A 26,157-nucleotide genomic window follows, 5' to 3' on the forward strand; every position below is an offset into this window, starting at 1 on the left:
CGAAGTTTCCTCTACTCTCACTGTGTTGTTGATTGGGTGTTGCGAGCCGCGAGCGTGTTAGAACGCGGCCTCGTACATGTTCAGGATCGCGTCCCGGCTGAGATCACGCGGATTGTTGTCGAGCAGGCGGCGGATGGCGTGCGCCTCGTCGGCCATCACGCCGAGATCGCTCCTGGGCACGCCGAGCGCGGACAGCCGCATCTCGATGCCGAGATTCTTGCAGAACTCGTAGGTCGCATCGAAGGCGTGCTTCGGATCGCGCTGCTGCGGCAAGCCAAGCCCGGTCAGCACGGCGACCGTCTTCTCTTCCATCGCGGGCATGTTGAAAGCCAGCGTGTGCGGGAAGATCACGGCGCAGGCGAGGCCATGCGCCACATGATGACGCGTGCCGAGCGGATAGGCCACGGCGTGGCCCGCTGTCGTGTTTACCGGCCCGAGGCAATAGCCGCCATAGAGCGAGGCCAGGGACAGGCCCGCGCGCGCCTCGCGATCGCCACCATCGGCCACCGCGCGCTCGAGATAGCGTCCGACCAGCCGCGCGCCTTCGAGCGCGTAAAGGTCGATCGTGGGATGCGCCTTGCCGCTGGTGTAAGCCTCGACGCAATGCGCCAGCGCATCGATGCCGGTCGCCGCGGTCACCTCCTTCGGCACGGTCATCGTCAGGTCCGGATCGACGATGGCGATGTCGGCCAGCATGAAGCGGCTCTGCACCGCCTGCTTGTTCTGGCTGACGGGATCGGTGACGAGCGCGCGGGTGCCGGCTTCGCTGCCGGTGCCCGAGGTGGTCGGGATCTGCATCAGCGCGACACTGCGGCCGGCCACCTTCTCCGGCCCGACGATGTCGGCGAAGGCCACGTCAGACGTGCACATCACCGCGACCAGCTTGGCGAGATCCATCGCGCTGCCGCCGCCGAAGCCGACGACGAGATCTGGCTTCGCCTCCTTGGCCATCGCCACCGCCTTCTCGAGATTGGGCAGGTCCGGCTCGGGCTTGACGTCGCCGAACACTTTGACGGCGCCGGGCAGCGCCAGCGTGTCGACGCGGCGCGCATTGAACGGATCGGAGACCACCAGCGGGCGCTTGGCGCCAATCCGCTCGGCAAAGCGCGCGGCAGCGGTGATCGTGCCGTTGCCGAACTCCAGGATGGTGGGACGCTGGATTTCGATGGGCGTGAAGGCGTTGGTCATCCTGGGCTCGATCTCGTTACTTGGAAGCGCCGGCGGCCAGCCGTTCGGCATAGTCGATGGCCTCGATCAGGCTGTGCTCGTTGGCGATGCCCTTGCCGGCGATGTCGAAGGCAGTGCCGTGATCGACGGAGGTGCGGATGATCGGCAGGCCGAGCGTGATGTTGACGCCGGAGAGCTCCTGCCAGCGGCCGGTGGCGGGATCGACCTGGAAGCCGAGCAGCTTGACCGGGATGTGCCCCTGGTCGTGATACATCGCGACCGCCGCGTCGAACTGCCCGGCGCGCAGCTTGACGAAGATGGTATCGCCGGGCACGGGGCCGACAACGTCGAGCCCGTCGGCGACGGCTTTAGCGATCGTCGGCGCCGACACGTCGATATCCTGACGGCCGAACAGACCGCCCTCGCCGGCATGCGGATTGAGCGCGGCAATCGCGATCTTCGGCCTGGCAATGCCGAGCCGGCGCAGCGCATCGTTGGTGAGGTCGATCACCATGCGCAGCCGCTCCGGCGTCAGACGCTTCGGCACGTCCTCCAGCGCCACATGGGTCGAGACGTGGCTGACGCGCATGTTGCCGTGCGCGAGAAGCATCACCGAGCCGCGCACGCCGGTGAGATGCGCCAGCATCTCGGTATGGCCGGGGAAGTGATAGCCGGCCTTGTTGAGCGCTTCCTTGTTCAGCGGCGCCGTGACGATCGCAGCGGTGCGGCCCGCCTGGGTCAGGCGCACGCCCTGCTCGATCGCCTTGTAGGCGAAGCGGCCGCCATCGGCGCTGAGTACGCCCGGCTTGATCGGGTCGCCTTCGGCGTCAGCCTGGAGATAGCAAAGGTTCGGCCAATCGCGATCGTCGGCCGTCACCTCCGGGATCGCAACGTCGGCGCCGAGCGCGGCCTTCGCACCATCAAGCGCGGCACCGCTGCCAATGACGAGCAGGCGCAGATCACCCTTGGCGATGCGGTCCTTCAGCCCGACGCAGGCCTTGACGATGATCTCCGGTCCGATCCCGGCGGGATCGCCCATGGTGATGGCAAGATGGCGAGAGGTCATGTCGGACTCCCCATGTTCAGCAGATGATTATCCCGGAGCAGATCGCGCCACAGCTCGCTGGGGCCGAATGCACCGGATTTCGAGATGATGTCGACGCCGGCCCAGCGTCCGCCTTGCAGCACCGAGCGCGGCAATCCCGGCACGATGCGCCCGGTGACCTCAAGCGCATGCGCGCCGAGGGCAAGGCACGCGGCCTTCAAGGTCTCTCCGCCGGCAACGATCAGCGTGCCCGGCGGCTCGAGCGCCGCGATCAGCACCGTCATTTCACGGGCGATCCGCCGCGCCGCCTCGCCACGCGTCAAGCCTTCGGCGAGCGCGAACTTGACCAGCACAACGCCGTCTTCAGTCAGCTTGCGCTGAACGGGGGCCGCGCCCTCGCCCTCCGCAAGCGCGATCGTCGCCTCGCCGCATGCCGCAAGCTGGGACGCGGTGGCGAGTTGGTCGGAGCCGAACAGCCCCAGCACCGGCCGCTTCAACTGGCTCGGCGCATCGACACGATGGCTGCGGGCGAGCGCGCCGGCCAATCCGCCGCTTCCGCACCACAGCACCGGCCCCGGCATGTGCCGCGCCATCTCGACGACGTGGTCGAGATCGAGGTCGCTCTCGGCATCGAACACCTGAACGCCGCCCAGCGACAGCGTCTCGGGACCACCCTGCCGCGCCTCGATACCCTCGAGCTGGAGTTGGGTCAGGAGATTGTCACCGACGCGATGCCACTCGCCCTGCACCGTGCGCGCAAATTGCTGGCCCTCGACGGTGCGGCGCCCCTGATAATCGAAGGCGGGCGCGACGACGCACGAGACCCAATGGCCGCTGCGCAGGCAGGCGCCGAGCTCAGCCGCCCACGCGCCGCGCAACAGGCTATCGACCTTCTTGTAGGCGATCGTGGCGCCCTGAAGCAGCGGCGCCAGCCGGCCGACGATCTCGACGCTCTCCGCCTTCGAGCGCTCGCGGGTGCCGCTGTCGATGGCGAGGCTCCGGGCGCCGTGTGTCGCAAGTGCTTCCGGCCAGGTGACGTCGAACGGTCCGCACAGGCCGACGAACTCCGCCGCGGTGTCGAGCGCACCGGTGAGATCGTCGGCAAGCAGGCGGATGCTGGTCATGCTCGCGCGCCTCCCGCAGCGAAAATCTTGCCCGGATTCATCAGGCCGTTCGGATCGAGCAGCTTCTTGATATCGCGCATCAGCGCGATATCAAGGGGATCGGTGACGCGGGCGAGCCGGCCTCGATTGGTGATGCCGATGCCGTGCTCAGCGCTGATCGCCCCGCCTTGCGCCGCGGTCTCGTCGTCGACGATCTCGTTGATCTCGGCCACCAGCGCGGCCGTGGCGGCCGGATCCTGGCAATGCGCGCGATCGATCAAGGCCACGACGTGGATGTTGCCGTCGCCGATATGGCCGTGCATCACGACGTTCGCGTGCGGCACCGCCGCCTTGATCCGGGCCTCGACATTGTTGACAAAGACGGCCTGCCGCTCCAGCGGTACCACACTGTCGTGCGAAACTACATAGCCGCTGCGCTTGTTGCCCTCGGACACGCTATGCCTGACAGCCCAGATCGCCTTCGCTTGGGCCAGATTGGAAGCCAATATGACGTCCTCTGCAAGCCCGGCGTCCATCGCGTCCGCCAGCACCGTAGCCAGCGGCTCGTTGAGGTCGACATCTGTGAGCGTGTCCGTCAGCTCGACGATCAGATACCACGGTGTCGTCAGCGCGAAAGGAACGGTCACGTGCGGCACCGTCGCGGCGATCGCCTCGATCTGCGAGCGTGACATGATCTCGAGGCTGCCGAGCCGGTCGCCGACGGCGCCGCGCAGGCGCTGCAAGATCTCGAGCGCCTGCTCGACGCCCTGCAATTTCAACAGCGCCAAGGCCGAGCTGCGCGGCGGCGCGAACAGTTTCAGCACCGCCGCCGTGACGATGCCGAGCGTGCCCTCCGCGCCGATGAAGAGCTGCTTCAGGGCGTAGCCCGTATTGTCCTTGCGCAGCGCGCGCAGGCCGTTGAAGATACGACCATCGGGCAGCACCACCTCCAGCCCGAGCACGAGGTCGCGCGTCGGGCCGTAGCGCAGCACGGCCGTGCCGCCGGCATTGGTCGAGATGTTGCCGCCGATTTGGCAGGAGCCCTCCGCGCCGAGGCTCAGGGGGAAATAGCGATCGACGGCCTTCGCCGCGCTCTGCACCTCCGCGAGGATGCAGCCGGCCTCGACCGTGATCGTGTTGGCGAGCGGACTGACGTCGCGCACGGCTCGCATGCGGTCGAGCCGGATCACGACATTGCCGGCGCGATCATCGGGCGTCGCCGCCCCGCACATGCCGGTGTTGCCGCCCTGCGGCACGATCGCGAACTGCCTGTCCGCGCAGAACTTGACGACGGCGGCGACCTCGGCGGTCGAGCCGGGCTTCACCACCGCAACGGCGCGGCCCTGATAGCGCCCGCGCCAGTCCACGACGTAAGGCCCCTGGTCGGCTCCGGACGCAATGACGTGCTTGCCGCCGACGAGTGCGGCAAGCCCCGAAAGCGCGTCCTGGAAAGAGTCCGACATTGGATCGCCTCGTCGCTCGTGCCCGTGTTAGCCGGCGGCGGCGAATGCCGCAGCATTCGCAAGCAGCTCTTTCTCCTGCTCCGGCGGCAGGGACTCCAGCGGCGGCCGCAGCCGCTTCCATCCGGCATGGCCGGTCCGGTCGGCAGCCAACGCCTTCAGCGAGGCCATCTGCGGGAAGCGCGAAACCAGCTCCCGCGCCTTCACGATGCGCGCCTGAGCCGCCTTGAGCGCGGGATCATCATCGCTGTCGCCGAAGTGCTCAAAGACATAGGCGAGACTGCGCGCGACGATGTTGGAGGTCGCCGTGATGCAGCCTCCACCGCCCTTGCGCAGCAGCGGCAGCATCAACGGATCGGCGCCGCCCAGGACCGAGAACCCGGGGAAGCGCTCGACCATCGCGGACATGTTGGCGAAGTCGCCGGACGAATCCTTGATGCCGGTGAACGTCGCCGGATAAGCCTTGCGCAATCGCTCGATCAGCGCATGCGAGATCGGTTGCGCCGACATCTGCGGGTAGTGATAGAGGACGACTTTCAGGCGAGCATCGCCGATACGCTGCACCACTTCGCTATAGGCGGCATAGACGCCGTCGTCGCTGACGTTCTTGTAATAGAACGGCGGCAGCATCACCACAGTGTCGACTCCCACCGAAAGCGCGTGACGCGTCAGGACGACGGTGTCGGTGAACGCGGCGACGCCGGTGCCGGGCAGCAACTGGTTCGGCCTGATGCCGCCGGCGATCGCGGCTTCGAGCAGCGCAGTGCGCTCGGCGATGGAGAAGGAGTTCGCCTCCCCCGTGGTGCCGAGCAGCGCGATGCCGTCACAGCCTTCATCGAGGAGATAGCGGCAATGCGCGACGAACCGCGCGTGATCGGGCGCAAGCTCGGCGTCGAGCGGCGTCAGCGCGGCAGAGAACACGCCATGGGGGTGCAGCGATGATGTCGACAAAACTTCCTCCGATCGCCAAATCGATGTTGTTCGGAATGCGAACATTTGTTATTGGGTTGGCCTGTCGTAAAATCAGCCGATCCTCGCGTCAAGGGCGATGGCTGTCATGGCGGGCATTCAGGCATGGCCAAGGTCGACAAGAAGACCATCAAGCGCGCATCGGAAACGAGCGCGAAAAATCCCAAGAACAATCCCAAGAACTACGTCGCCTCCGTCGGCAAGGCCTTTGCCGTGCTCAAGAGTTTCACCAGTGAGGCCTTCGAGCTCACCTTGAGTGAGATTGCCGCACGCGCCGATCTCGATCGCGGAACCGCGTTCCGGCTGATCCAGACCCTGGTCGAGCTCGGCTATATCCAGGCCGTGCCGCAGAGCCGACGGTTCCGCCTCGGCGTCGCCTGTCTCGACCTCGGCTACACCGTGCTGTCGCACGGATCCTTGCGCACCATCGTCGAGCCGCTGCTGCGCGACCTCGTGCCTGAGGTTGGCGATGCCGCCTCGCTCGGCATCCTCGACGGCGGCGACGTGGTCTATCTCGCCCGCGTCGGCGCCGGCCTCGACCGCCACAAGATGGACCGGCGGCCGGGCACGCGCATTCCCGCCTACAGCGCCGCGCTTGGCCACGTCATGCTGGCCCATCTGGCTCGCGACGAGCAGATCGCCCGGCTGGAATCGCGCCCTCGCCTCAAGCTGTCGGAGCGAACGCTGACCGATCTCGATGCCCTGCTCGCCCGGCTCGATCAGGTGAAGAAGAAGGGCCATGCCGTCTCCGACGGCGAGAACGCCTATGGCCTGCGCACGCTGGCGACGCCGATCTTCGATGCACAGGGACTCGTGATCGGGGGATTGAGCGTCACGGTCGATGCCATGCGCATGGACATGGCCGCGTTTCGCGACCAGGCCCTGCCGCGGCTGATGCAGGCGACGATCAAGGTTCAGGATCTCGCGATCAAGTCGGGGCTGTCGAGCTGAGCGCGATCGCTAGATCACGATGTGATCGAAATCGGCGGCGATCCGGCTGCTCGGGAAGATCCTTGCCGCTTCGGCCAGGATCTCGTCGTCCTCGTAGCGTCCCGACATATGGGTCAGCATGAGCTGGCCGACCTTGTTCGCGGCCGCGAAGGAAGCTGCCTCCGCCGCGGTGAGATGGCCGTAGTCGCGCGCGGTCGATGCATCGCGATCGAGGAACGTCGCCTCGATCACCAGCATGTCGGCATCTGCAACGTATTGCGACAGCCCCTCGGTGGTCTCGGTGTCGCCGATCACGACGAGCTTTTTGCCGCCGCTTGGAGGCCCCAGCACGTCTTCCGGATTGATCGTGCGGTCGTCGATCACGACCGACCGTCCCGCGGCGAGCTCGCCGCGCATGGGACCGTCGGGAACACCAAACGCTGCGAGGCGGTCCGACAAGAGATGGCGGCGTGCGGGGCTCTGGAAGCAAAAACCAAAACTGTCGGTGTCGCGGTGGCGGACCGGAAAACAGCTGATCGTAAAGTCGCCAGCGTCGAGGACCTGTCCTTCGGCCAGCGGCGCGAACGACACCGGGATCGGCGCCCTGCCCGCGCCCCACAGTCCCGCGAGCATACGGACGACGATGTCGAGCGTGCCTTCCCCACCGTGAATGGTCATCTGGTCGGAGGTCTGCCGCAAGCCCAGCGTCGAGAACAGGCCCGGGATGCCGAGCACGTGATCGAGGTGAGCGTGCGTCAGCAGGATGCGATCGAGCCGCCGAAAGCCGGCACCGCTGCGCAGCAGCTGGCGCTGCGTGCCCTCACCACAATCGACCAGGATGCGCTTGCCGGCGGCTTCCACGAGGAGCGCGGGATGGTTGCGTTCTGCGGAGGGAACGCTGGCGGAAGTGCCGAGGAACGTCAGGGCGAACATGGGCGTGAATTGTCCAGCGGTCTGGAAGCCGCCTTCAATCGACCGGCGGCCTCACCGTCCCCAATGCCACGCGAGCAGCAGCGCGTACAGGCCCATCGAGCCGGCATAGAGCGCGGCGAGCAGCGCATAGCCTGCGATCTGGCGACTGATCGCCGCCTTCGGCGTGATCCACCAGTCCAGTGCTTTGAAGGCGGCGGGCACCAACCACCAGCCGAGCAGTTGGGTGCTGACGAGGTTGCCGATGAAAAGCGACAGCCAGACCGGCACGCCATGGCTGTCGATCAGAGGCCTGCTGATGAAGTAGCCCCAGAGATACACCACGGGATAGAGCACCAGCAGCACGATGAGGTTGCTCTTCCAGATGAAGCCCGGTCCCTGCGCCGGCGCCTCAACCTTGCCGGACGGGAACCAGAAATTGTAGCCGTAGCTCGCCCGCTTCACGTTCATGCCGGCGTTGAAGCGCTCGCCGTCCTTCAGCAGCGTCTGACGCAACGGCGAGTCGAGCCAGGCATTGAGGTTGGCATCGCTGTCGAACGACAGGATGATGATCCACTCATCATGCAGGCCGGGAATCGGCCGCTCGATCTTGTGGCGCAGGAACCCTTTGAACTCGGCTTCCGCGGCCTGGATGCGCTGCTGCCATTTGAGGAACGCATCCTCGAGCCCGTCAGGCACCTTGAAGGAGATCACGGCTGAGACTGCGCTATCGCGCTGGACGCCGGTGTCGGGCAGGATATGGACATCCTCCGAACCGACGAAGTAGCGCTGCACCTCTCCGATCAGCTTCGCCCGCACATCGCTCTGGAGCCAGGCACGTGCCGCGCTCGGGCTTGTGAAACGCAGGATCGTCACCCAGTCCACATGCGCGGGCGGCTGCGGCGGCACCACCTCCTGACTGAGGAAGCCGGGCCAGGTCTTGAGCACCTCGCCGACCTCGCCGTTCCAGCGCGCGAACGCGGCGAAGCCATCGTCCGCGATACGGCGCTGGATGACGAGGGCGACCGGCTGGCCGGCTGAATCAGGAGATGCGCTCATGGGCAGCGGCTTCAGCTCTTCTTGTAGAGACGCTTGCCCATCACCCAGGTCTCGTCGACGCAGCGATCGTCGCCGACCATCATGACGGCGAACAGCATGTTCGCGGCTTCGTCGACCGTGCGCGGACCAGCACCGTCGGCGACCAGCGACTGGTGCCAGGGCTGCGCCAGCTGGCCGGCATTCGGATCGAGCGCGACGAAATCGGCCTCCTTGCCGGGCTCGAAATTGCCGAGCTTGTCATCGATATAGAGGCCTTCGGCGCCGCCGAGCGTGACCGACCAGAAGCCGCGGTAGGGCGAGAGCTTGTTGCGCTCGGCTTCCGCGAGATCCTTGCGCGCCGGATCGATGCTGCCGTCGAGCATCGTGTTGTTGCACATGCCGACCTTGTAGGCATCGTCGAGCACGGCGATCATCGAGAAGCGGTTGCCGCCGCCGACGTCGGTGCCGAACGACATCCTGACGCGATGCTCCGGATCGGTGGCACGGCCGAGACGGAACAGGCCGCTGCCGAGGAACAGGTTCGAGCACGGGCAGAACACCACCGCCGCGCCCTTCTTCGACATGCGTCGGAACTCGTTGTTGGAGAGATAGACGCCATGACCGCCGGAGAATTTCGGTCCGACCAGATCGAACTTCTCGTAGACGCCGAGATAGTCCTGGCAGTCCGGATGCTCGACCAGCACGCCGGTGCATTCGGCCGGGTTCTCGGAGATGTGGGTGTTGACCCAGCAGTCCGGATGCTCGTGCTTGAGGCGCTGGCACGCCTTGAGCAGCTCAGGCGAAGCGCCGAAGGCAAAGCGCGGCGTGATGGCGTAGAGGTTGCGGCCCTTGTTGTGGTACTCCGCGATCAGCCGCTTGCTGTCGCGATAGAAATTCTCGGGCGTGTCGATGAAATCGGCCGGCGCGTTGCGGTCGATCCCTGTGAGGCCCGCGATCACGCGCATGTTGCGTCGTGCCGCTTCCTCGAACAGCTCTTCGGTCGAGACCGGCGAGGAGCTGGTGAAGGCCTGGCAGGTCGTGGTGCCGGCGGCGAGCAGTGCGTCGAGAAAACGCTTCACGCCCTCGCGCGCATAGTTGCGATCCTTGTACTTGATTTCCTCGGGATAGATCGACTTCTGCAGCCACGGCAGCAGCTGCTCGCCATAGGCCCCTAGCACGCGGGTCTGCGGCAGATGGATGTGGCCGTCGATGAAGCCCGGCAGAATTATGCGGTCCTTGATGTGGGTGACCTCGACGCTCCGATGCGCGGCGGCGATCTTGTCGTAGGGACCGAACGCCTTGATCACGCCGTCCGTGACGACCATCAGGCCGTCCTGATGAAAGCGCGCGGCGGCCTGCTCGTTGCCGATGTGCTTCCAGGGATCATCGACGAAGTCGAAGAACGTGCCGCGAATACCGACGGTGGTCATGAGGAGGTTCCTTCCTTAAGTCTGTGTGGCGTTGCGCGCCGAGGGCAGCGAGATCGCAAGCAGCGCGCCCGCGATGGCGCAGAGGCCGAGATAGAGCCAGCCGATCGGCGCCTGCGTCGTTTCGGGCAGCACCGCTGCGATCGCCATGGCGCCGCTGACGGCGAGATAGCAGAGCGCGCTGATGAGGCCGCCGATCAGGCCGTGGTCGCGCTCGAACAGGCCGAGCGCCATGCCGTACATCATCGGGCACAGCACGCCGCAGCCGCCGAGCACCAGCGCACCACCGATCGTGATCGACGTAAAATCGAGGCCCACGGTCATGCCGGTCGCAGTGAGGACCGCGGCGCCGGCAAGGAACAGCGCGAAGGCGCCAAATCCCATCACGCGGGCCGGCATGAAGCGAGCGAAATGCGCGCAGCCGAGCTCGCCGGCGAGATTGACACCGCCGAGACCGAGCGCGACGAGGCCGTAGATGGCCGCCGAATAACCGAGGCCGGTCTGGTAGAAGAACGGCGCAACGACGCCGAAGGCGAGCTGCGCGCTCGCGGCAGCCGCAAACACCAGCACGAAGGCGAGGAAGCCCGGACGGACAAGCGCGTCGCGCAAGATGCCGGAAGTGCGGCGTGGGTCGAACGGCGCGCGGCGATCTGCCGGCAGCGTTTCGGGCAGAAGAAACACGACGATGGTAGCGACGATGGCCGCGGCGATCGCGATGACGATGAAGACGCCGCGCCAGGAGGTCAGCTCGACAATGAAGCCGCCGGCGGCGGGCGCAAGCACGGGCGCAAGGCCCCAGGCCGCCCCGAGCAGGCCGGAGATCGCGGTGAGCTCACGGCCGCGAAAGCAATCGGCGGCGACCGCATAGGCGACGACGAGGCAGGTGCAGCCGCCGATGCCTTGCAGGAAGCGCAAGCCCAGCAGCAGCGAGGCGCTGGTGGCGAGCGCGCAGGCGATGCTCATCGCGATCAGCACCGACAGCCCTGCGAGCAGGACGTTGCGGCGACCGAGCGTATCGGAGGCGATGCCAACAGGCACCAGCGCCAGACTCATGCCGAGCATGTAGGCGGTGACGGTGTTCTGCATCGCGGCGGAATCGGTTGCGAGGTCCACCACCATCTGCGGCAGGCCGGGCGTATAGGCATCGAGCGGAATCTGACTGAACGGCACGACGCACAGCAGGATCGGCACGATCCCACTTCTCGCGCGACCGGCGTCCGAAGCAAGTGCAGTCATGGCTTACGCCCCCTCGATGCCCGCGGGCCCCGTCTTTTCGTGCGCGCAATGAGACGCGACGATGCAGGTTGCGGATATTGACGCGCGGGAAGCTGCCAGAACTGTGTGTAAAAACTCTTAGGAGGTCCGCTTCAATGCGGACAGCAGCGAGGGCTCAAACTGAAAACGCGAAAACAACCCCATGCACAGTACAAATCATTGAGGAATTTCGCCTCGAACGGCGCCAGCCGAGCCGGCGCCGACATTCGACACGTCGGGCAAAACAGGAGCGTCATGCAACGCTCCCGATTTCGAAGTCGCCGCCGGGCCGAACCATTAACCGTTCGGAAGGCATGGGCGTTTCAGCACCGGCCGGCTTTCTGCGAGGCGCCGGTCAGACCAGGAAACCCTCGAGTGCTTCGAGAAACTGTCGCGGCGATTGAAGCTGCGGCACATGCGCGCAACCCGGAATGACCTTGAGCTCGGCGCGCGGCAATCCGGCGGCGAGCTCCCGCGACATTGGCGGCGGTGTCGCTTCGTCGTGCTCACCGACCATCACGAGCACCGGGACCTTCACCGCGGCAAGCTCTCCGCGGAGATCGAGGCTTGCCAATGCAGTGCATGCGGCGCGAAACACATCAGGGTCCGTGCGCAAGAAGGCTGCGCGACGATCCTGCATCAGCTCCGGATGCTGCGCCTGAAACTCGGGCGCGAACAGGCGCCGCATCGCGACGTCGGTGATGGCCTCGAGCCCCTTCTCGCGCGACGCCTTCGCCATGTTGCGAAACGCCTCGCGGCCGGCTTCCGAAAACGCCGCGCCGCTGTCGGCGAGAACGAGCCTGCTGGCGATCGCCGGATGCCGGATCGCCATCTGCAGCGCGACGAACCCGCCATAGCCGTTGCCGAGCACGATCGCCGGCGCGCCGCCGGCGGCATCGCGCACAGCTTCGGCCATCCGGTCGGCAACCGCAGCAAGTCCGCCTTCGACCGCGCGTGAGCGGCCGAAGCCCGGCAGCTCCGGCACGATGGTGCGAAACGATGTCTCGAGCTCAGGCACGATCGCGTCAAAGCTCGCGCGGTCCGACAAGAGCGAGTGGAAGAGGAACAGCGGCGGTCCTTCGCCCGATTGCGCGGCGTTGACGGTCCCGTTGGCAAGAAGCCTGTCCATATCCGGTCTTTCCTTGATTTCGTCGGCCGTTGGCATGCCGCGGAAGCCCTGACTGATAAATCAACTGACAGGGAATTCAAGCATTTGGGCCTTGACGTGAAATATCACGACTGAGATATTAACGCCAAGGAGATCATAAAAATCATGCTTTTGCGCGAAAATATCTACGATCGGCTTAGGTCTGATATTTTAGCTTGCCGCTTAGCGCCAGGCGATGAAATGCGCGAGCAGGATTTAGCCGAGCGCTATGACGTGAGCCGGCAACCGGTCCGGGATGCGCTGCTGCGGCTGCAGCGCGAGCACCTCGTGACGGTGCAGCCGCGCCAGGGCTATCGGGTCACGCCGATCTCGCTGTCCGATGCCCGCGACCTCTTGCGCTTCCGTCTTGCGCTGGAGCCAGCCTGCGTCGCCGAGGCGATCGAAAGCGCGCCCGACAGCGTCTTGAAGTCGCTCGACCAATTCCGCCGCTTCTCCGGCAATCACGAGGACTTCATCGCCTACAATCGCGGCTTCCACACCGCGCTGGCGCATGCCTCCGGCAATCGCCGCATGGCCACGGCGCTCTGCGACCTGATCGGCCAGGCCGACCGCCTGGTCCGTGTCAGCATCTCCAATCTGAAAGGCCACGACCCGGCGAAGCTCGTTGCCGAGCATGTCGCCCTCATCAACGCCATGCAACGGCGCGAGACGCGAACCGCCGCGCGCATCATCAAGGCCCATATCGGGGCCACCGAAAAACGCGTTCTGCCGGCGCTCAAGCGTAACGCCGTCATCGTCGAAGAGAGGTCGTCATGAACATCCCGTCAAAACCCGCGTCGATCGACGTTGAAATCCACGGCAATTTCATCGATGGGCGTGAAGTCGAGGCCGGCGCCGGCGCGATGCTGGACATCCGCAATCCCGCGACCGGCGACGTCATCGCCCGCATACCCAATTCCACCGCCGAAGACATCGACCGCGCCATGAAAAGCGCGCGCGCCGCGTTCGAAGGCAAGGCCTGGGGCGGCATGGACACGCGCGCGCGGGCGAGGCTCGTCAACAAGCTCGCCGACGCGTTCGAAGCCAATCTCGATAGCCTCTACCGGCTGGAGACCCTCAACAACGGCCGCCCGGTCAACGAGACCCGCGCGCAGCTCTCCCGCCTGCCTGATTTCTTTCGCTATTTCGCCGGCGTCGCGCTGTCGCGCCGCGATTCCGTGATCCCCGTCGAAGGCGCCTATCTGAACTACACGCTCCGCACCCCGATCGGGATCGTCGCCAACTGCACGCCGTTCAATCACCCGCTGATGATCCTGTGCAAGTCGCTCGCCGTGGTACTGGCAACCGGCTGCGTCACCGTGGTCAAGCCGTCGGAATACACGCCGCTGACGACCTTGAAGCTCGCGCAGATCTTCACCGAAGCGGGCCTGCCGCCCGGCGTCTTCAATATCGTTCTCGGCCTCGGCCAGAGCGCCGGCAAGATGCTGGCCGAACACGGCGACATCGACAAGCTTGTCCTGACCGGCGGCACCGAGGCCGGCCGCATCGCCGGCAGCGCAGCCGCGAAGGTGTTTGCGCATCAGACCATGGAGCTCGGCGGCAAGACGCCTGTCATGGTGTTCGACGATTTCGACGTCGACCGCGCCGTCAACTACGCCGCGTTCGGCGCCTTCATCGGCGCAGGCCAGACCTGCGTCTGTGCCTCGCGTCATATCGTCCAGGCCTCGATCTACGACGAATTCGTCGAGAAGCTGCAGGCCAAGACCCGCACGATCCGCGTCGGCGATCCCTTCGATCCGAGCACCCAGATGGGTCCCGTGATCTCGGCCAGGCAGCGCGACCGCGTTCTCAGCTATGTGGGCTATGGTCACGCCGACGGCGCGCGTCTCGTCACCGGCGGCGTTGCCGCCAAGGTGCCGGGCCACGACAACGGCTATTTCGTCGAGCCGACCGTGTTCGCCGACGTCAAATCCGACATGCGGATCTTCCAGGAGGAAGTGTTCGGTCCATTCACCTCGGTGACGCCGTTCAAGGACGAGGCCGATGCGCTGCGGCTCGCCAACGACTCGCCGTTTGGCCTGGCCGCCGCGATCCGCACCCGCGACGTCGCCCGCGCCCACCGCGTCGCGGCATCGGTCAAGGCCGGCATCGTCTGGATCAACGATCATCACCGCCTCGATCCGGCTTCGCCCTGGGGCGGCGTCGATGATTCCGGCATCGGCCGCGAGTGCGGCACCGAGAGCTTCAACGACCATTTCAACACCAAGAGCGTGATGGTCGCGACCCACGAGCAGCCGTTCGACTGGTACCGCGACACGGCCAACCAGAAGCGATTGAACTAGCAGAGACCAGAACCGGCAGACCGCCCACAGAAGGCGGGCCGCATCAACCAGAACAACAGTCAAGGGAGAGCGTAAATGTCGACATCGGTGAACGCAGGCAGCCGTCTTGATCGGCTGCCGATCGGGCCATTCCATCGTCGCATCATGCTGCTGATTGGCATCGGCATGTTTTTCGACGGTTTCGACATCTACATTGCCGGAACCGTGCTCAGCGTGACGCTGAAGACCGGCTTTTCGACGCTCGGCCAGAACGCGGCGTTCATCTCGGCGACCTTCGTCGGCATGATGCTGGGATCGTTCGGCACCGGCTTCCTCGGCGATCGCTACGGACGCCGCTTCACCTATCAGTTCAATTTGCTCCTCTTCGGCCTTGCCTCCCTCGCCGCGGCGTTCTCGCCGAACATGGCCTTCCTGATCGCCTGCCGCTTCGTGATGGGCGTTGGCCTAGGTGCGGAGAACGTCGTCGGCTATTCGACGATGACGGAATTCGTGCCCGCGCGCACCCGCGGCAAATGGCTCGGCTTCACCACCGTGTGCGTCGTCACCGGCCTGCCCGTGGCATTGCTCGTCGCGTCCGTGCTGGTCCCGCAATTCGGCTGGCGCTCGATGTTCGTGCTCGGCGGTGTCGGTGCGCTCGTCGTCTGGTACATGCGCAAGTCGTTGCCGGAATCGCCGCGCTGGCTGGAGGCCGTCGGGCGCACCACCGAGGCGGAAGCGCTGATGCAGGCCATCGAGAAGGAGGCGGCGCAAGGCCAGCCCCTGCCTGCTCCCGCGCCCGTCACGTCAGCCCCGGTCGCCGCCGATCTCGGCACGTTGTTCACCGCGCCCCTGCTGTCGCGGATGATCGTCGGCGCGGTCTGCCTGATCACGATCAACACCCTGCTCTACGGCTTCGTGACCTGGCTGCCCGTCTTCTTCGTCAAGCAGGGCCTCTCGATCGCGACCTCGTTCGGCTATTCGCTGCTGATGGCGCTCGGCGCGCCCATCGGTTCGGCCATCGGCGCACTGACCGCGGACCGCTGGGGCCGCAAGCCGACCATCATCGGGGCCTCGCTGGTCTCGGTGGCGCTCGGCATCCTCTACCCCATGATCTCGGATCCGATCCTGCTGCCGGCCGTGGGCTTCGCGCTGACCGTGCCGATCTACGTCCTGGTCGCCCTTCTATTCGGCATCTACATCCCCGAACTGTTTCCGACCGAGGTCCGCCTGCGCGCCTCCGGCATCGTCAACACGCTGGGGCGCGGCGCCACCATCGTCACGCCGTTCCTCGTGGTCTCACTGTTCGAGACGCGCGGCGTCGCCGGCGTGATGGCGCTGATGATCGGCCTCCTGGTGGTGCAGATCATCACGGTCTGGTCGCTCGGCATCGAGCCCCGGCATCGCAGCCTCGAGGAGCTGAAGGCGGAGGACACGGCTTCGCCGGTGCTGAAGGAAGCGTCCTGACTCTCTCCACACCGTCATGGCCGGGCTTGTCCCGGCCATCCACGCCTTTGGCTACGCGGCACGAAGAACGTGGATGCCCGGGACAAGCCCGGGCATGACGACCTCTGGCGAAGCAGATGCCCCCCCGCCCCGACACGCGGGCAGATCTGGTTCCCATTGTGCCGCCTCCTCATCTCGCTGCCAACATTGCATGTTCGATTCCCGGATCGGTTCGCCGAGACGACGAGATACAAGGGAGCGCGCGATGACCGCAGATGCCGCTAACCTCAACTACGGCTCGATCGGCGCGCTCCTCGGCGCCCTGCACGCGCGCAAGATCTCCGCATCGGAATTGCTTGCACATACGATCGCCCGCATCGAGGCGCTGGACGGGCCGATCAACGCGATTGTCGTCCGCGATTTCGATCGGGCCAGGGACGCCGCGCGGGCCGCCGATGCCGCGCTCGGCCGCGGCGAGCGGTTGCCGCTGCTCGGCATCCCCGTAACCCTCAAAGAACCGTTCAACGTCGCGGGCCTAGCGACGACCTGGGGCTTTCCGCATTTCAGGGATTTCAAGCCGGCCGAGGACGCTCTCGTCGTCTCGCGATTGAAGGCGGCGGGCGCCGTCATCATCGGCAAGACCAACATCCCGATCGGGCTCAGGGATTTCCAGAGCTACAACGACATCTACGGCACCACGAACAATCCGTGGGACCTCGGCCGGTCGCCTGGCGGCTCCTCGGGCGGATGCGGCGCGGCGCTGGCCGCAGGCTTCGGTCCGCTCTCGATCGGCTCGGATATCGGCGGCTCGATCCGGGTGCCCTCGCATTTCTGCGGCGTGTTCGGACACAAGCCGAGCCTCGGCCTGGTGCCGCTGCGCGGATACAGCCTGCCGCCGGCGCCGCCTGTTCCCGGCCAGGGCGACCTTGCCGTCGTCGGGCCGATGGCGCGCACCGCCTCGGATCTCGCATTGTCGCTCGACGTGATTGCCGGTCCTGATGAGACCCGCGACGGGGTCGGCTACCGCCTCGTGCTGCCTGCCCCGCGGCATGACCAGCTCAGGGATTTCAGGATCCTCGTGATCGACACCCATCCGCTGATGCCGACGGGCGATGCCGTGCGCTCGGCCATCGGACGATTGGCCGAGCGGCTCGAACGATCAGGCGCGCATGTCGCGCGCTCGAGCACATCGCTGCCCGATCTCGCCGAGTCCGCTCGGCTCTACATGAAGCTGCTCAACGGCGCCCGAAGCCCGCGCCTGACACCGGCCGCCCTCGCCGAGGCACAAGAAGCGGCCGCAGCACTCGCGCCCGACGACCGCAGCCTTGAGGCCGAGCGCGCCCGCGGCTGGGGCATGATCCATCGCGATTGGCTGGCGATTGATGCGGCTCGCCTGCAGCTCCAGGAAAAGTGGTACCAGCTCTTCCGCGAGTTCGATGCGGTGATCTATCCCGTCGCCGCCGTGCCGGCCTTTCCGCACGATCATTCCGAGCCGTTCGACGCGCGAAAGCTCGACATCGATGGCAAGCTCTACAACTATTCCGATGCATGCTTCATCTGGGCCGATCCCGCCTCGACCTGCGGACTGCCGGCGACCGCCGTTCCGATCGAGCGTACGCCGTCGGGCCTGCCGGTCGGCGTGCAGATCATCGGGCCTTATCTGGAGGACCGCACGACGATTGCGCTGGCCGGGCTGATCGAGCGCGAGTTCGGCGGCTTCGTCCCGCCGCCGGCGTTGCCGAGCTGAATCAGGTTCGGTCGGCCGACTGCGCCTCGACCGCCTGCACCGCGACATCAGCGACTTGCCGCAGCGCCTCGCGATCCGCGCCTGATGACGCCATCACGCCCATGCCGACGGAGACGGCCGAAACGTAGCGCGCGAGCGCGGCGGGATCTGACGTGTCCTTGAGATCGCCCTCAGCCTTGGCGCGGACAAAACGCTCGCGGAGCTGGTCTTCGTTCTGGGCGCGGCGGGCGGCGAGCTCGAAGGGGACGCTCTCGGAGCCGGTGCCGCAGGCGATGCCGCCCTGGACGAGCAGGCAGCCGGGCGGATTGGCGGGATCGGTCTGCTTGTCGGCGATGCCCATCAGCATCCGCTCGGCGACCGCGCGGGCGGTGGGCGCTGCGACGACCTCGTCCATCCAGACGCCGCGCAGTTTTGTGTAGCGGTCGAGCGCGGCCTTCAGCAGGCCTTCCTTGTTGCCGAAGCAGGCATAGAGGCTGGGGGGATTGATGCCCATGGCCTCTGTGAGCTGGGCAATGGTCGCGCCCTCATAACCATGGCGCCAAAACACTTCCATCGCCCGGTCCAACGCCGTCTCGGCGTCGAATTCGCGGGGGCGTCCCATGCCCATGTGCCTGTCTCCTCGGATTTCACGTTCTGCCTGAGGCTTAACGCCAAGTCCTATCTATTTGTTCTAGCTGTCTTTTCTCAGCGTCTTCCAATTGTCGCGGTATGCGGCTACAATTTTCTTAGTGAATGGTACATAAGTATCTTGCACTGCGACATCCAGCTCCACATTTGTAGTGAACACTACATATCTGGAGCGCGCAAATGCATCCCCCGCAAAGTTCTCCCCGCACCGGCCGTTTCCGCCGCCTTCTTGGCGGCGTCGCCGTCGTGGGCGCCCTCGCCGTAGCCGGCTCGATCGCGACCGGCCACTACTTCCACGCTGCGCAAGCAACCGCAACCGCGGCCGCGGCTGAGCAGGCCGTTTCCGTCACCGTCGCGATGATCGAACCGAAGCAGACCGTGCTTTGGGACGATTTCTCCGGCCGGCTCGAGGCCATCCAGCGCGTCGAGCTTCGCCCGCGCGTGGCCGGCGCGATCCTGTCGACCAACTTCACCGAGGGCGCGCTGGTGAAGGCCGGCGACCTGCTGTTCAAGATCGATCCGGCGCCCTACGCCGCCGAGGTCGACAAGGCCGCCGCCCAGCTCGAGGCCGCCAAGGCCCGCGTGGTGTTCACCCAGAGCGAGCTCGAACGCGGCGCCCAGCTGGTTGGGAACGCCGTGGTCACCCGGCGCGACTACGACCAGCGCGACAACGCCCATCGCGAAGCCATCGCCAATGTGAAGGCGGCCGAGGCGACGCTCCAGACCGCAAAGCTCAATCTCGACTACACCGAGGTGCGCGCGCCGGTGGACGGCCGCGTCGGCAAGATCGAGGTCACCGTCGGCAATCTCGTCGCCGCCGGCACCGCCTCGCCGGTGCTGACCTCGCTGGTCTCGGTCAATCCGATCTACGCCTCGTTCGATGCGGACGAAGAGGTGGTGCTCCGCGCGCTGAACTCGATCGCGGATAGCATGGGCCAGCGCGGCAAGCTCGACCAGATTCCGGTGGAGATGGCGACATCAGGCGGCCTCTCGGCGAAGGGCCACATCCAGCTGATCGACAACCAGGTCAACGGCCAGAGCGGCACCATCCGCGTCCGCGCCGTGTTCCAGAACGACGACGGGCGTCTGATCCCCGGCCAGTTCGCCCGCGTGCGCATGGGCCAGCCCAAGCAGCAGACGCTGGTGATGATCGACGAGCGGGCGATCGGCACCGACCAGGACAAGAAGTTCGTGATGGCGGTCGGTGACGACAGCCGCGCGGTCTACCGGCCGGTTACGCTTGGCGGCGCCGTCGATGGACTTCGCATCGTCACCGCGGGCCTGAAGCCCGGCGACCGCATCGTGGTCAATGGCTTGCAGCGCGTGCGTCCCGGCGCCCTCCTCAAGACGGAGATCGCGGCGATGGGGGCGCGGGGGCAGCAGGCTTCCAACCACAGCAACCAGGACGTGGTGCAACGCTAACTATCCGAGTCGTTCCGGGGCGCGACGAAGTCGCGAACTACGGTGCGCAATTGCGCACCTGAGAATCTCGAAGTTACGAAACTCCGATCACTTCACCTCTGGATTCCGGGTTCGCGGGCTTCGCCCACGCCCCGGAATGACGGGGGGAGTTGTCGGAGAACCGCAGGATATTGCCCAGGGGCAAAGCCATGAATCTGTCAAAGTTCTTCATTGATCGTCCGATTTTCGCCGGCGTGCTGTCGGTCCTGATCTTCCTCGCAGGGCTGATCTCGCTGTTCGCGATGCCGATCTCGGAATACCCCGACGTGGTGCCGCCCTCGGTTGTGGTGCGCGCGACCTATCCCGGCGCCAATCCCAAGGTGATCGCGGAGACGGTGGCTACTCCCATCGAGGAGCAGATCAACGGCGTCGAGAACATGCTGTATATGTCGAGCCAGGCGACCACCGATGGCGCAATGACGCTGACGGTGACGTTCCGCCTCGGCACCGACCCCGACAAGGCCACGCAGCTGGTGCAGAACCGCGTGCAGCAGGCCGAGCCGCGCCTGCCTGCCGTGGTGCGCCAGCTCGGCATCATCACCAAGAAGTCGTCGCCCGACCTCACCATGGTGGTGCATCTGTTGTCGCCGAACGGCCGCTACGACATGACGTATCTGCGCAACTACGCCGTGCTCAACGTCAAGGATCGCCTGGCGCGCATCGACGGCGTCGGCGACGTCCAGCTCTACGGTGCCGGCGACTATTCGATGCGGGTCTGGGTCGATCCGCAGAAGGCGGCCGAGCACGGGCTGACTGCCAGCGATATCGTGAAAGCGATCCAGGCGCAGAACGTCGAGGCTGCCGCCGGCGTGGTCGGCTCGTCCCCCAACGTTAGGGGTATCGACCTGCAATTGTCGGTCAATGCGGAAGGACGTCTCGCCAACGAGGAGCAGTTCGGCGACATCGTGGTCAAGACCGGCTCGCGCGGCGAAGTGGTTCGTCTTCGTGATGTCGCGCGCATCGAGCTTGGCGCCTCCGAATACGGCCTGCGCTCGCTGCTCGACAACAAGCAGGCGGTCGCGATCCCGATCTTCCAGGCGCCGGGCTCCAACGCGCTGCAGATCTCCGACAACGTCCGCGCCACCATGGCCGAGATCAAGAAGAACATGCCGGAGGGCGTGTCCTACCAGATCGTCTACGACCCCACTCAGTTCGTGCGCTCCTCGATCGAGGCCGTCATCCACACGCTGCTTGAAGCGATCGCGCTGGTGGTTCTGGTCGTGATCCTGTTCCTGCAGACCTGGCGCGCCTCGATCATCCCCCTGCTCGCGGTGCCGGTCTCGATCGTCGGCACGTTCGCGGTGATGCACGTGTTCGGCTTCTCGATCAACGCGCTCAGCCTGTTCGGCCTCGTGCTCGCGATCGGCATCGTCGTCGACGACGCGATCGTCGTGGTCGAGAACGTCGAGCGCAACATCGAGGCCGGGCTGTCGCCGCGCGATGCCACCTATCAGGCCATGCGCGAGGTCTCGGGACCGATCATCGCCATTGCGATGGTGCTGATCGCGGTGTTCGTGCCGCTCGCCTTCATCTCCGGCCTCACCGGGCAGTTCTACAAGCAGTTCGCGCTGACGATCGCGATCTCGACCGTGATCTCCGCCGTCAACTCGCTGACGCTGTCTCCGGCGCTCTCGGCGCTGCTGCTCAAAGGGCACAACGAGCCGAAGGACAAGCTGACGATCATCATGGAGAAGAGCCTTGGCTGGTTCTTCCGCCGCTTCAATCGGGCGTTCACCTACTCGTCGGAGAGCTACAGCGGCACCGTCACCAAGGTCATCTCCGGCAAGGCCGCGGTGATGGGGCTCTATGTGGTGCTGGTTGGCCTCACCGCCCTGCTCTTCCAGCAGGTGCCGAGCGGCTTCGTGCCGGGCCAGGACAAGCAGTACCTCGTCGGCTTCGCCCGCCTGCCCGACGGCGCCACGCTCGACCGCAGCGAAGAGGTGATCCGCAAGATGAGCGACATCGCGCTGACCCAGCCCGGTGTCGAGAGCTCGGTGGCCTTCCCCGGCCTGTCGATCTCCGGCTTCACCAACTCCTCCAACGCCGGCATCGTGTTCTCGACGTTGAAACCGTTCGACGAGCGCAAGGATCCCTCGCTCAGCGGGCCCGCGATCGCGGCCGAGCTGAACAAGAAATATGCGGGGATCCAGGAAGCCTTCATCGCCATGTTCCCGCCCCCGCCGGTCAACGGCCTCGGCACCATCGGTGGCTTCAAGCTGCAGATCGAGGACCGTGCTGGTTTGGGCTATGAGGCGCTGAACGATGCGACCAAGGCTTTCATGGCGGCGATGCAGAAGGCGCCGGAGATCGCCGGCGTGTTCTCGAGCTTCCAGGTCAACGTGCCCCAGCTGTTCGCCGACATCGACCGCACCAAGGCGCTGCAGCTCGGCGTGCCCGTGACCGAGGTGTTCAACACGCTGCAGATCTACCTGGGGTCCTACTACGTCAACGACTTCAACAAGTTTGGCCGCACCTATTCGGTCCGGGTCCAGGCCGACGCGCCGTTCCGCGCCCGCGCCGACGACATCAGGCAGTTGAAGGTGCGCTCGTCCTCGGGCGACATGGTGCCGCTGTCGGCGCTGCTCAAGATCCGCCAAAGCGCGGGGCCGGAGCGCGCGATCCGCTACAACGGCTTCCTGTCGTCCGACATCAACGCGGCGGCCGCGCCCGGCTTCTCCTCGGGCCAGGCGCAGGAGGCGGCGACGCGGATCGCGGCAGAGACGCTGCCGCCGGGCTTTGCCTTCGAATGGACCGACCTGACCTATCAGGAGTTCATCGCCGGCAATTCCGGCATCTGGGTGTTCCCGCTGGCGATCCTGCTGGTTTTCCTGGTGCTGGCTGCGCTCTATGAGAGCCTGACCCTGCCGCTCTCGATCATCATGATCGTGCCGATGGGCCTCTTGGCGGCGATGTTCGGCGTCTGGATCTCCAAGGGCGACAACAACGTCTTCACCCAGATCGGCTTGATCGTGCTGGTCGGCCTGTCCGCCAAGAACGCGATCCTGATCGTCGAATTCGCGCGCGAGCTCGAATTCGCCGGACGGACGCCGATCCGGGCCGCGATCGAGGCGAGCCGCCTGCGACTTCGTCCGATCCTGATGACGTCGATGGCGTTCATCATGGGCGTCTTGCCGCTCGTGCTCTCGACCGGCGCCGGCTCGGAGATGCGGCGGGCGATGGGCGTTGCGGTGTTCTCCGGCATGATCGGCGTCACCGTGTTCGGCCTGTTCCTGACGCCGGTGTTCTATGTGCTGCTCAGAACCATCACCGGCAACAAGCCGCTGGTGCATCACACCAGCGACATCAGCGCGGCGCCTGTGCAGGGCATGAGCCACGAGGCCGGTCACTAGATCAGGCAAATCCCTGATACCAGCAACAGAACGAGCACGGTCTTGCGAAAGACCGTCTCGTTGACCCGGTGGAAGGCGATCACGCCCAGCGCCGAGCCGGCGAACAGCGCCGGCAGGCTGATCGCGAGATCGACGAAGACCTTTGACGACAGATCCTGGTGCCCGACCAGCAGCGCGATCGCGAACAGCTGCATCGCCGCGATGAAGGGCTGCACCAGGCCGCGCTGCTCGCTCTTGGGCATGCCGCGCATGTCGCACCAGATCGTCGGGATCGCGCCGGGCATCGCGGTGAGCCCGCCGACCAGCCCTCCCCCAAATCCGATCAGCGCGACCCAGTGGCGGCCGACCGCCTCGCCGGCCGTGACCAGCGTCGGCCGCAGCAGCATGTAGGCGGCATAGAGCGCGACGATGATGCCGAAACCGCGCCGGAGAAGGTGCGTGTCCGCGGTCTGCAACAGCGACACCGCAATGGGAACGCCGATCAGCCCGCCGACGATCAGCAGCAGACTGCCCTCCCAGCGGATGCTGCGCCGGAGCGCCCACAGATTGGTGGCCTGCACGCCGATGCTGCACGCCATCATCAGCGGCACAGCTTCAAGCGGCTGAAATACCCGGAGCAGGATCGCGCCGGCCACCGCCGAGAACGCGAAGCCCGAGAGACCCGAGACGAAGGCGCCGGCGAAGACGGCAACGCTGAGCAGCATCAGGGTCGTGAGATCAGGCACAAGCCGTCCTCCTGTCAATCATAGGGAATCTGCGAGACGGGAACGTCGGCGCTCTCGGAACAAACGGCCTGTTCACGAGGCAACGACACCTGCGTTGCGTGCGCGTGAGACCGCTCCAGCATTGCGAGCCCGATCAGCTGCAGCGTGACGAGTGCCGCGGTCAGGGCGGTCGCGACGATATTGGCGTTACGCGCGCTCGAACGCGGGTGCGCCGGCGGCGCGCTCGCACGCATCAGATCCGTGGGCATGTTCTGAAATATCCTTTTGCTTGCTGACCGGAATGAATTGGTTCAAAGGCAATGTTTCATGCGCCGGCTCCAACAGATGGCGATAGCGCCGCAACGCGCGCCGCGCCTCGATCTCGCGCTGCTCGCGGAATGCTGCGCCGATGCGGGCGACGATGTCGCGGAACCTGCCGACCCAAAGCGGTGACGCCGTTCGCATGACAACCCCTCTCGACCAGCGCGACGTGAGTTGCTTCACACCGAGATCGCAGTGTCGAACAACAGATCGCGTGACATCTCGTAAGAGAGCGCGCGGAAAATCGCGTCACCCGAACGAATGAGGCACGATAACTTTCTCATGATGGTTGGGCTTTGAACCTGATGCGAGCTGCAGCGACTCGCGTTACGCACGGCTCATGTTTTGCGCGTCAGCGCACGAGCGGATTGGAGAACCCCGCCGCGAGCTTGACGAGATCGGCCTGACGCGAAACGCCGGTCTTGGCGAAGACACGATGCAGATGCGTTTTCACCGTGGTCTCGGCGATACCGAGCGCGGCCGCGGTCTCCGGCACGCCGCCGACCTGGACGATCGACTGCAGCACCCTGAGTTCCGCCGGCGTCAGATCGAACGTGCGGTCGATCAGGCCGGCAGACGAGCGGCCGTCGAGTTCCGCCTTCCAGACGAACAAGGCACCGATCGCCGTCGTGCGCCCCGTCACGCCCTCGCGCAGCAGCGACGGCAGCGCGATCACGTGCGCGACATAGTACGATCCGTCATCCGACGTCAGGGGAATCTTTCGATCGGCCGCCGCCGCGACGGCAACCTCCCCGGCGTCGCGGAAGATGTTGCGCAGGGCCCGATTGGCCTCGGACGATCTGGTCACGAGCCGGCCCGAGATGGTACGCAGGACATCGTCGGCGGCCAGGATCGTCTCGGCGGCCGGATTGCAGTGGACGATATTGCAGGCCGCATCCAGCAGGATCACGCCGGCATTGAGGCGATCGACGACGTCGGCGAGCGCGGTCGCGTGCTGCTGCTTGCGCTCGATCGCGCGGTTGATCAGCAGCGCCCGGCTCGTGTGCGGGACGAGGAACTGCATGCGCGCGCGCTGCGCGGCATCGAGCATGTCCCTGCCCGGGATCACGGTCAGCAACATCGGACACGGAGATTTCGACTGCTCCAGCACCACGTTGGCGACGTCGACGCAGCCCTGCGGGCGCAGCCATTCCTGATAGAATCGTCCGCGGCGATATTCGTCGAAATTTACGAGATCGGGGATGTTGCGCACTTCGCCGTATTGTGGGAGCCGCGCAAGCGGATCGTATTGGGCGTAGGTCTCGGCATAGAGCTGGATGTAGTGCGGATCGACCCCGCAGTAATAATGCGTCGCGCCGGATTTGCTGACCGGGTCCTTGGAGATCAGACCGCAGGCCTGGCTGCCGATATATCCATTGAGCATGACCACGACATCGTTCCACAACTCCGGGTTGAGTCCGGCGTTATAGATGCTCTCGATCAGCTCGGATTGTTTCGGAAGTCGGGACATCGGAACAGCCAATGGTCATGAACTGAGAGAGCGGAATGTTCGGGATGCCCGGCGGCTTCTGTGAGTCCTGCGCGGGAACAAAAGGTTCAACGCCGAGCCGCGATTGACCGGTCGGCTGACGAGCGGATTGAGACTCCCGCGGCGAGCCTGACGAGACCGGCCGATCGCGGCACGCGTTCATGGGCTGAAATGGCCCGGGTGATCAATATCCCCAAGCATAGCACAACCACAACATGCGGCATCCACCGATCGTAGGAGGCGCCGGCCGGGCGGATGGAGCCCGGCCGGCAGGGCGCCGCGTT

General features: G+C 65.7%; 21 protein-coding genes. 7 read left to right on the forward strand and 14 right to left on the reverse strand.

Going from position 1 to position 26,157, the window contains the following annotated elements; genetic code table 11:
* Positions 1-57 precede the first annotated feature (57 nt).
* Genes QA642_RS29765 through QA642_RS29785 form a run of 5 tightly spaced genes read right to left on the reverse strand, consistent with a single transcriptional unit; the run spans position 58 to position 5,726 of the window.
* Positions 58-1,188 (reverse strand): iron-containing alcohol dehydrogenase, encoded by a 1,131-nt coding sequence (locus tag QA642_RS29765; RefSeq protein ID WP_283080023.1) that lies wholly within the window; start codon positions 1,186-1,188, stop codon positions 58-60.
* Between the two features lie 16 nt (positions 1,189-1,204).
* Complete coding sequence (gene pdxA / locus QA642_RS29770; protein WP_283080024.1) at positions 1,205-2,233, reverse strand: 4-hydroxythreonine-4-phosphate dehydrogenase PdxA; 1,029 nt, start codon at positions 2,231-2,233, stop codon at positions 1,205-1,207.
* A complete protein-coding gene (locus tag QA642_RS29775) occupies positions 2,230-3,336 on the reverse strand; it encodes a four-carbon acid sugar kinase family protein (RefSeq protein ID WP_283080025.1) in 1,107 nt (368 codons plus the stop codon). Before QA642_RS29775 ends, pdxA begins: the two co-directional genes overlap by 4 nt.
* Positions 3,333-4,778 (reverse strand): FAD-binding oxidoreductase, encoded by a 1,446-nt coding sequence (locus tag QA642_RS29780; protein WP_283080026.1) that lies wholly within the window; start codon positions 4,776-4,778, stop codon positions 3,333-3,335. The genes QA642_RS29775 and QA642_RS29780 overlap by 4 nt, the downstream gene beginning before the upstream one ends.
* Positions 4,779-4,805: 27 nt before the next feature.
* Positions 4,806-5,726 carry a dihydrodipicolinate synthase family protein gene (locus tag QA642_RS29785; protein ID WP_283080027.1) on the reverse strand — a complete coding sequence of 307 codons (921 nt, stop codon included), beginning with the start codon at positions 5,724-5,726 and terminating at the stop codon, positions 4,806-4,808.
* 123 nt (positions 5,727-5,849) lie between these two features.
* Between QA642_RS29785 and QA642_RS29790 the strand changes: the two genes are divergently transcribed.
* Complete coding sequence (locus tag QA642_RS29790; RefSeq protein ID WP_283080028.1) at positions 5,850-6,695, forward strand: IclR family transcriptional regulator; 846 nt, start codon at positions 5,850-5,852, stop codon at positions 6,693-6,695.
* A 9-nt stretch (positions 6,696-6,704) separates the two neighbouring features.
* On the opposite strand, the gene rnz is transcribed toward QA642_RS29790, so the two are convergent.
* The 5 genes from rnz to QA642_RS29815 all read right to left on the reverse strand — a co-directional run bounded on the left by rnz (position 6,705) and on the right by QA642_RS29815 (position 12,431).
* The gene (rnz, locus tag QA642_RS29795) at positions 6,705-7,607 is read right to left on the reverse strand and encodes a ribonuclease Z (RefSeq protein ID WP_283080029.1); all 903 of its coding nucleotides are present in this window, start codon (positions 7,605-7,607) and stop codon (positions 6,705-6,707) included.
* Positions 7,608-7,658: 51 nt separating this feature from the next.
* Entirely contained in the window at positions 7,659-8,642 is a 984-nt protein-coding gene (locus tag QA642_RS29800) for an antibiotic biosynthesis monooxygenase (protein WP_283080030.1), read from the reverse strand.
* A gap of 11 nt (positions 8,643-8,653) precedes the next feature.
* A complete protein-coding gene (gene guaD, locus QA642_RS29805; RefSeq protein ID WP_283080031.1) occupies positions 8,654-10,051 on the reverse strand; it encodes a guanine deaminase in 1,398 nt (465 codons plus the stop codon).
* 15 nt (positions 10,052-10,066) lie between these two features.
* Positions 10,067-11,284 (reverse strand): multidrug effflux MFS transporter, encoded by a 1,218-nt coding sequence (locus tag QA642_RS29810; protein WP_283080032.1) that lies wholly within the window; start codon positions 11,282-11,284, stop codon positions 10,067-10,069.
* 373 nt (positions 11,285-11,657) lie between these two features.
* A complete protein-coding gene (locus tag QA642_RS29815; RefSeq protein WP_283080033.1) occupies positions 11,658-12,431 on the reverse strand; it encodes an alpha/beta fold hydrolase in 774 nt (257 codons plus the stop codon).
* A 144-nt stretch (positions 12,432-12,575) separates the two neighbouring features.
* Between QA642_RS29815 and QA642_RS29820 the strand changes: the two genes are divergently transcribed.
* The 4 genes from QA642_RS29820 to QA642_RS29835 all read left to right on the forward strand — a co-directional run bounded on the left by QA642_RS29820 (position 12,576) and on the right by QA642_RS29835 (position 17,921).
* Positions 12,576-13,226, forward strand: coding sequence for a GntR family transcriptional regulator (locus QA642_RS29820; RefSeq protein ID WP_283080034.1), 651 nt, complete (start codon positions 12,576-12,578; stop codon positions 13,224-13,226).
* Positions 13,223-14,752, forward strand: a complete 1,530-nt coding sequence (locus tag QA642_RS29825) for an aldehyde dehydrogenase (RefSeq protein ID WP_283080035.1) — start codon at positions 13,223-13,225, stop codon at positions 14,750-14,752. The genes QA642_RS29820 and QA642_RS29825 overlap by 4 nt, the downstream gene beginning before the upstream one ends.
* A gap of 75 nt (positions 14,753-14,827) precedes the next feature.
* Complete coding sequence (locus tag QA642_RS29830; RefSeq protein WP_283080036.1) at positions 14,828-16,195, forward strand: MFS transporter; 1,368 nt, start codon at positions 14,828-14,830, stop codon at positions 16,193-16,195.
* A 244-nt stretch (positions 16,196-16,439) separates the two neighbouring features.
* Positions 16,440-17,921 carry an amidase gene (locus tag QA642_RS29835; protein ID WP_283080037.1) on the forward strand — a complete coding sequence of 494 codons (1,482 nt, stop codon included), beginning with the start codon at positions 16,440-16,442 and terminating at the stop codon, positions 17,919-17,921.
* A 1-nt stretch (position 17,922) separates the two neighbouring features.
* Here QA642_RS29835 and QA642_RS29840 read toward each other — a convergent pair whose 3' ends face one another.
* Positions 17,923-18,528, reverse strand: a complete 606-nt coding sequence (locus QA642_RS29840; RefSeq protein WP_283080038.1) for a TetR/AcrR family transcriptional regulator — start codon at positions 18,526-18,528, stop codon at positions 17,923-17,925.
* Positions 18,529-18,728: 200 nt separating this feature from the next.
* Between QA642_RS29840 and QA642_RS29845 the strand changes: the two genes are divergently transcribed.
* On the forward strand, positions 18,729-19,970 hold the full coding sequence (locus QA642_RS29845; RefSeq protein ID WP_283080039.1) for an efflux RND transporter periplasmic adaptor subunit: 1,242 nt from the start codon (positions 18,729-18,731) through the stop codon (positions 19,968-19,970).
* Positions 19,971-20,158: 188 nt separating this feature from the next.
* Positions 20,159-23,359: a multidrug efflux RND transporter permease subunit gene (locus QA642_RS29850; RefSeq protein WP_283080040.1), complete on the forward strand. Its 3,201-nt coding sequence runs from the start codon at positions 20,159-20,161 to the stop codon at positions 23,357-23,359.
* On the opposite strand, the gene QA642_RS29855 is transcribed toward QA642_RS29850, so the two are convergent.
* From QA642_RS29855 to QA642_RS29865, 3 genes are all read right to left on the reverse strand, one after another.
* Positions 23,356-24,084, reverse strand: a complete 729-nt coding sequence (locus QA642_RS29855) for a sulfite exporter TauE/SafE family protein (RefSeq protein WP_283080041.1) — start codon at positions 24,082-24,084, stop codon at positions 23,356-23,358. The two genes, QA642_RS29850 and QA642_RS29855, sit on opposite strands and share 4 nt — an antisense overlap.
* 186 nt (positions 24,085-24,270) lie before the next feature.
* A complete protein-coding gene (locus QA642_RS29860; RefSeq protein WP_283080042.1) occupies positions 24,271-24,567 on the reverse strand; it encodes a hypothetical protein in 297 nt (98 codons plus the stop codon).
* Between the two features lie 169 nt (positions 24,568-24,736).
* Positions 24,737-25,855: a LuxR C-terminal-related transcriptional regulator gene (locus tag QA642_RS29865; RefSeq protein ID WP_283080043.1), complete on the reverse strand. Its 1,119-nt coding sequence runs from the start codon at positions 25,853-25,855 to the stop codon at positions 24,737-24,739.
* Positions 25,856-26,157: the final 302 nt, after the last annotated feature.

Source organism: Bradyrhizobium sp. CB2312 (genome assembly GCF_029714425.1).
Lineage (GTDB): Bacteria > Pseudomonadota > Alphaproteobacteria > Rhizobiales > Xanthobacteraceae > Bradyrhizobium.

Excerpts from the sequence above, each read along its gene's own strand:
- QA642_RS29850 (WP_283080040.1), top strand. The coding sequence starts at position 20,159 with ATGAATCTGTCAAAGTTCTTCATTGATCGTCCGATTTTCGCCGGCGTG.
- guaD (WP_283080031.1), bottom strand. The coding sequence starts at position 10,051 with ATGACCACCGTCGGTATTCGCGGCACGTTCTTCGACTTCGTCGATGAT.
- QA642_RS29820 (WP_283080034.1), top strand. The coding sequence starts at position 12,576 with ATGCTTTTGCGCGAAAATATCTACGATCGGCTTAGGTCTGATATTTTA.
- QA642_RS29800 (WP_283080030.1), bottom strand. The coding sequence starts at position 8,642 with ATGAGCGCATCTCCTGATTCAGCCGGCCAGCCGGTCGCCCTCGTCATC.
- QA642_RS29765 (WP_283080023.1), bottom strand. The coding sequence starts at position 1,188 with ATGACCAACGCCTTCACGCCCATCGAAATCCAGCGTCCCACCATCCTG.
- pdxA (WP_283080024.1), bottom strand. The coding sequence starts at position 2,233 with ATGACCTCTCGCCATCTTGCCATCACCATGGGCGATCCCGCCGGGATC.
- rnz (WP_283080029.1), bottom strand. The coding sequence starts at position 7,607 with ATGTTCGCCCTGACGTTCCTCGGCACTTCCGCCAGCGTTCCCTCCGCA.
- QA642_RS29845 (WP_283080039.1), top strand. The coding sequence starts at position 18,729 with ATGCATCCCCCGCAAAGTTCTCCCCGCACCGGCCGTTTCCGCCGCCTT.
- QA642_RS29780 (WP_283080026.1), bottom strand. The coding sequence starts at position 4,778 with ATGTCGGACTCTTTCCAGGACGCGCTTTCGGGGCTTGCCGCACTCGTC.
- QA642_RS29815 (WP_283080033.1), bottom strand. The coding sequence starts at position 12,431 with ATGGACAGGCTTCTTGCCAACGGGACCGTCAACGCCGCGCAATCGGGC.
- QA642_RS29790 (WP_283080028.1), top strand. The coding sequence starts at position 5,850 with ATGGCCAAGGTCGACAAGAAGACCATCAAGCGCGCATCGGAAACGAGC.
- QA642_RS29825 (WP_283080035.1), top strand. The coding sequence starts at position 13,223 with ATGAACATCCCGTCAAAACCCGCGTCGATCGACGTTGAAATCCACGGC.
- QA642_RS29865 (WP_283080043.1), bottom strand. The coding sequence starts at position 25,855 with ATGTCCCGACTTCCGAAACAATCCGAGCTGATCGAGAGCATCTATAAC.
- QA642_RS29775 (WP_283080025.1), bottom strand. The coding sequence starts at position 3,336 with ATGACCAGCATCCGCCTGCTTGCCGACGATCTCACCGGTGCGCTCGAC.
- QA642_RS29840 (WP_283080038.1), bottom strand. The coding sequence starts at position 18,528 with ATGGGCATGGGACGCCCCCGCGAATTCGACGCCGAGACGGCGTTGGAC.
- QA642_RS29835 (WP_283080037.1), top strand. The coding sequence starts at position 16,440 with ATGACCGCAGATGCCGCTAACCTCAACTACGGCTCGATCGGCGCGCTC.
- QA642_RS29810 (WP_283080032.1), bottom strand. The coding sequence starts at position 11,284 with ATGACTGCACTTGCTTCGGACGCCGGTCGCGCGAGAAGTGGGATCGTG.
- QA642_RS29830 (WP_283080036.1), top strand. The coding sequence starts at position 14,828 with ATGTCGACATCGGTGAACGCAGGCAGCCGTCTTGATCGGCTGCCGATC.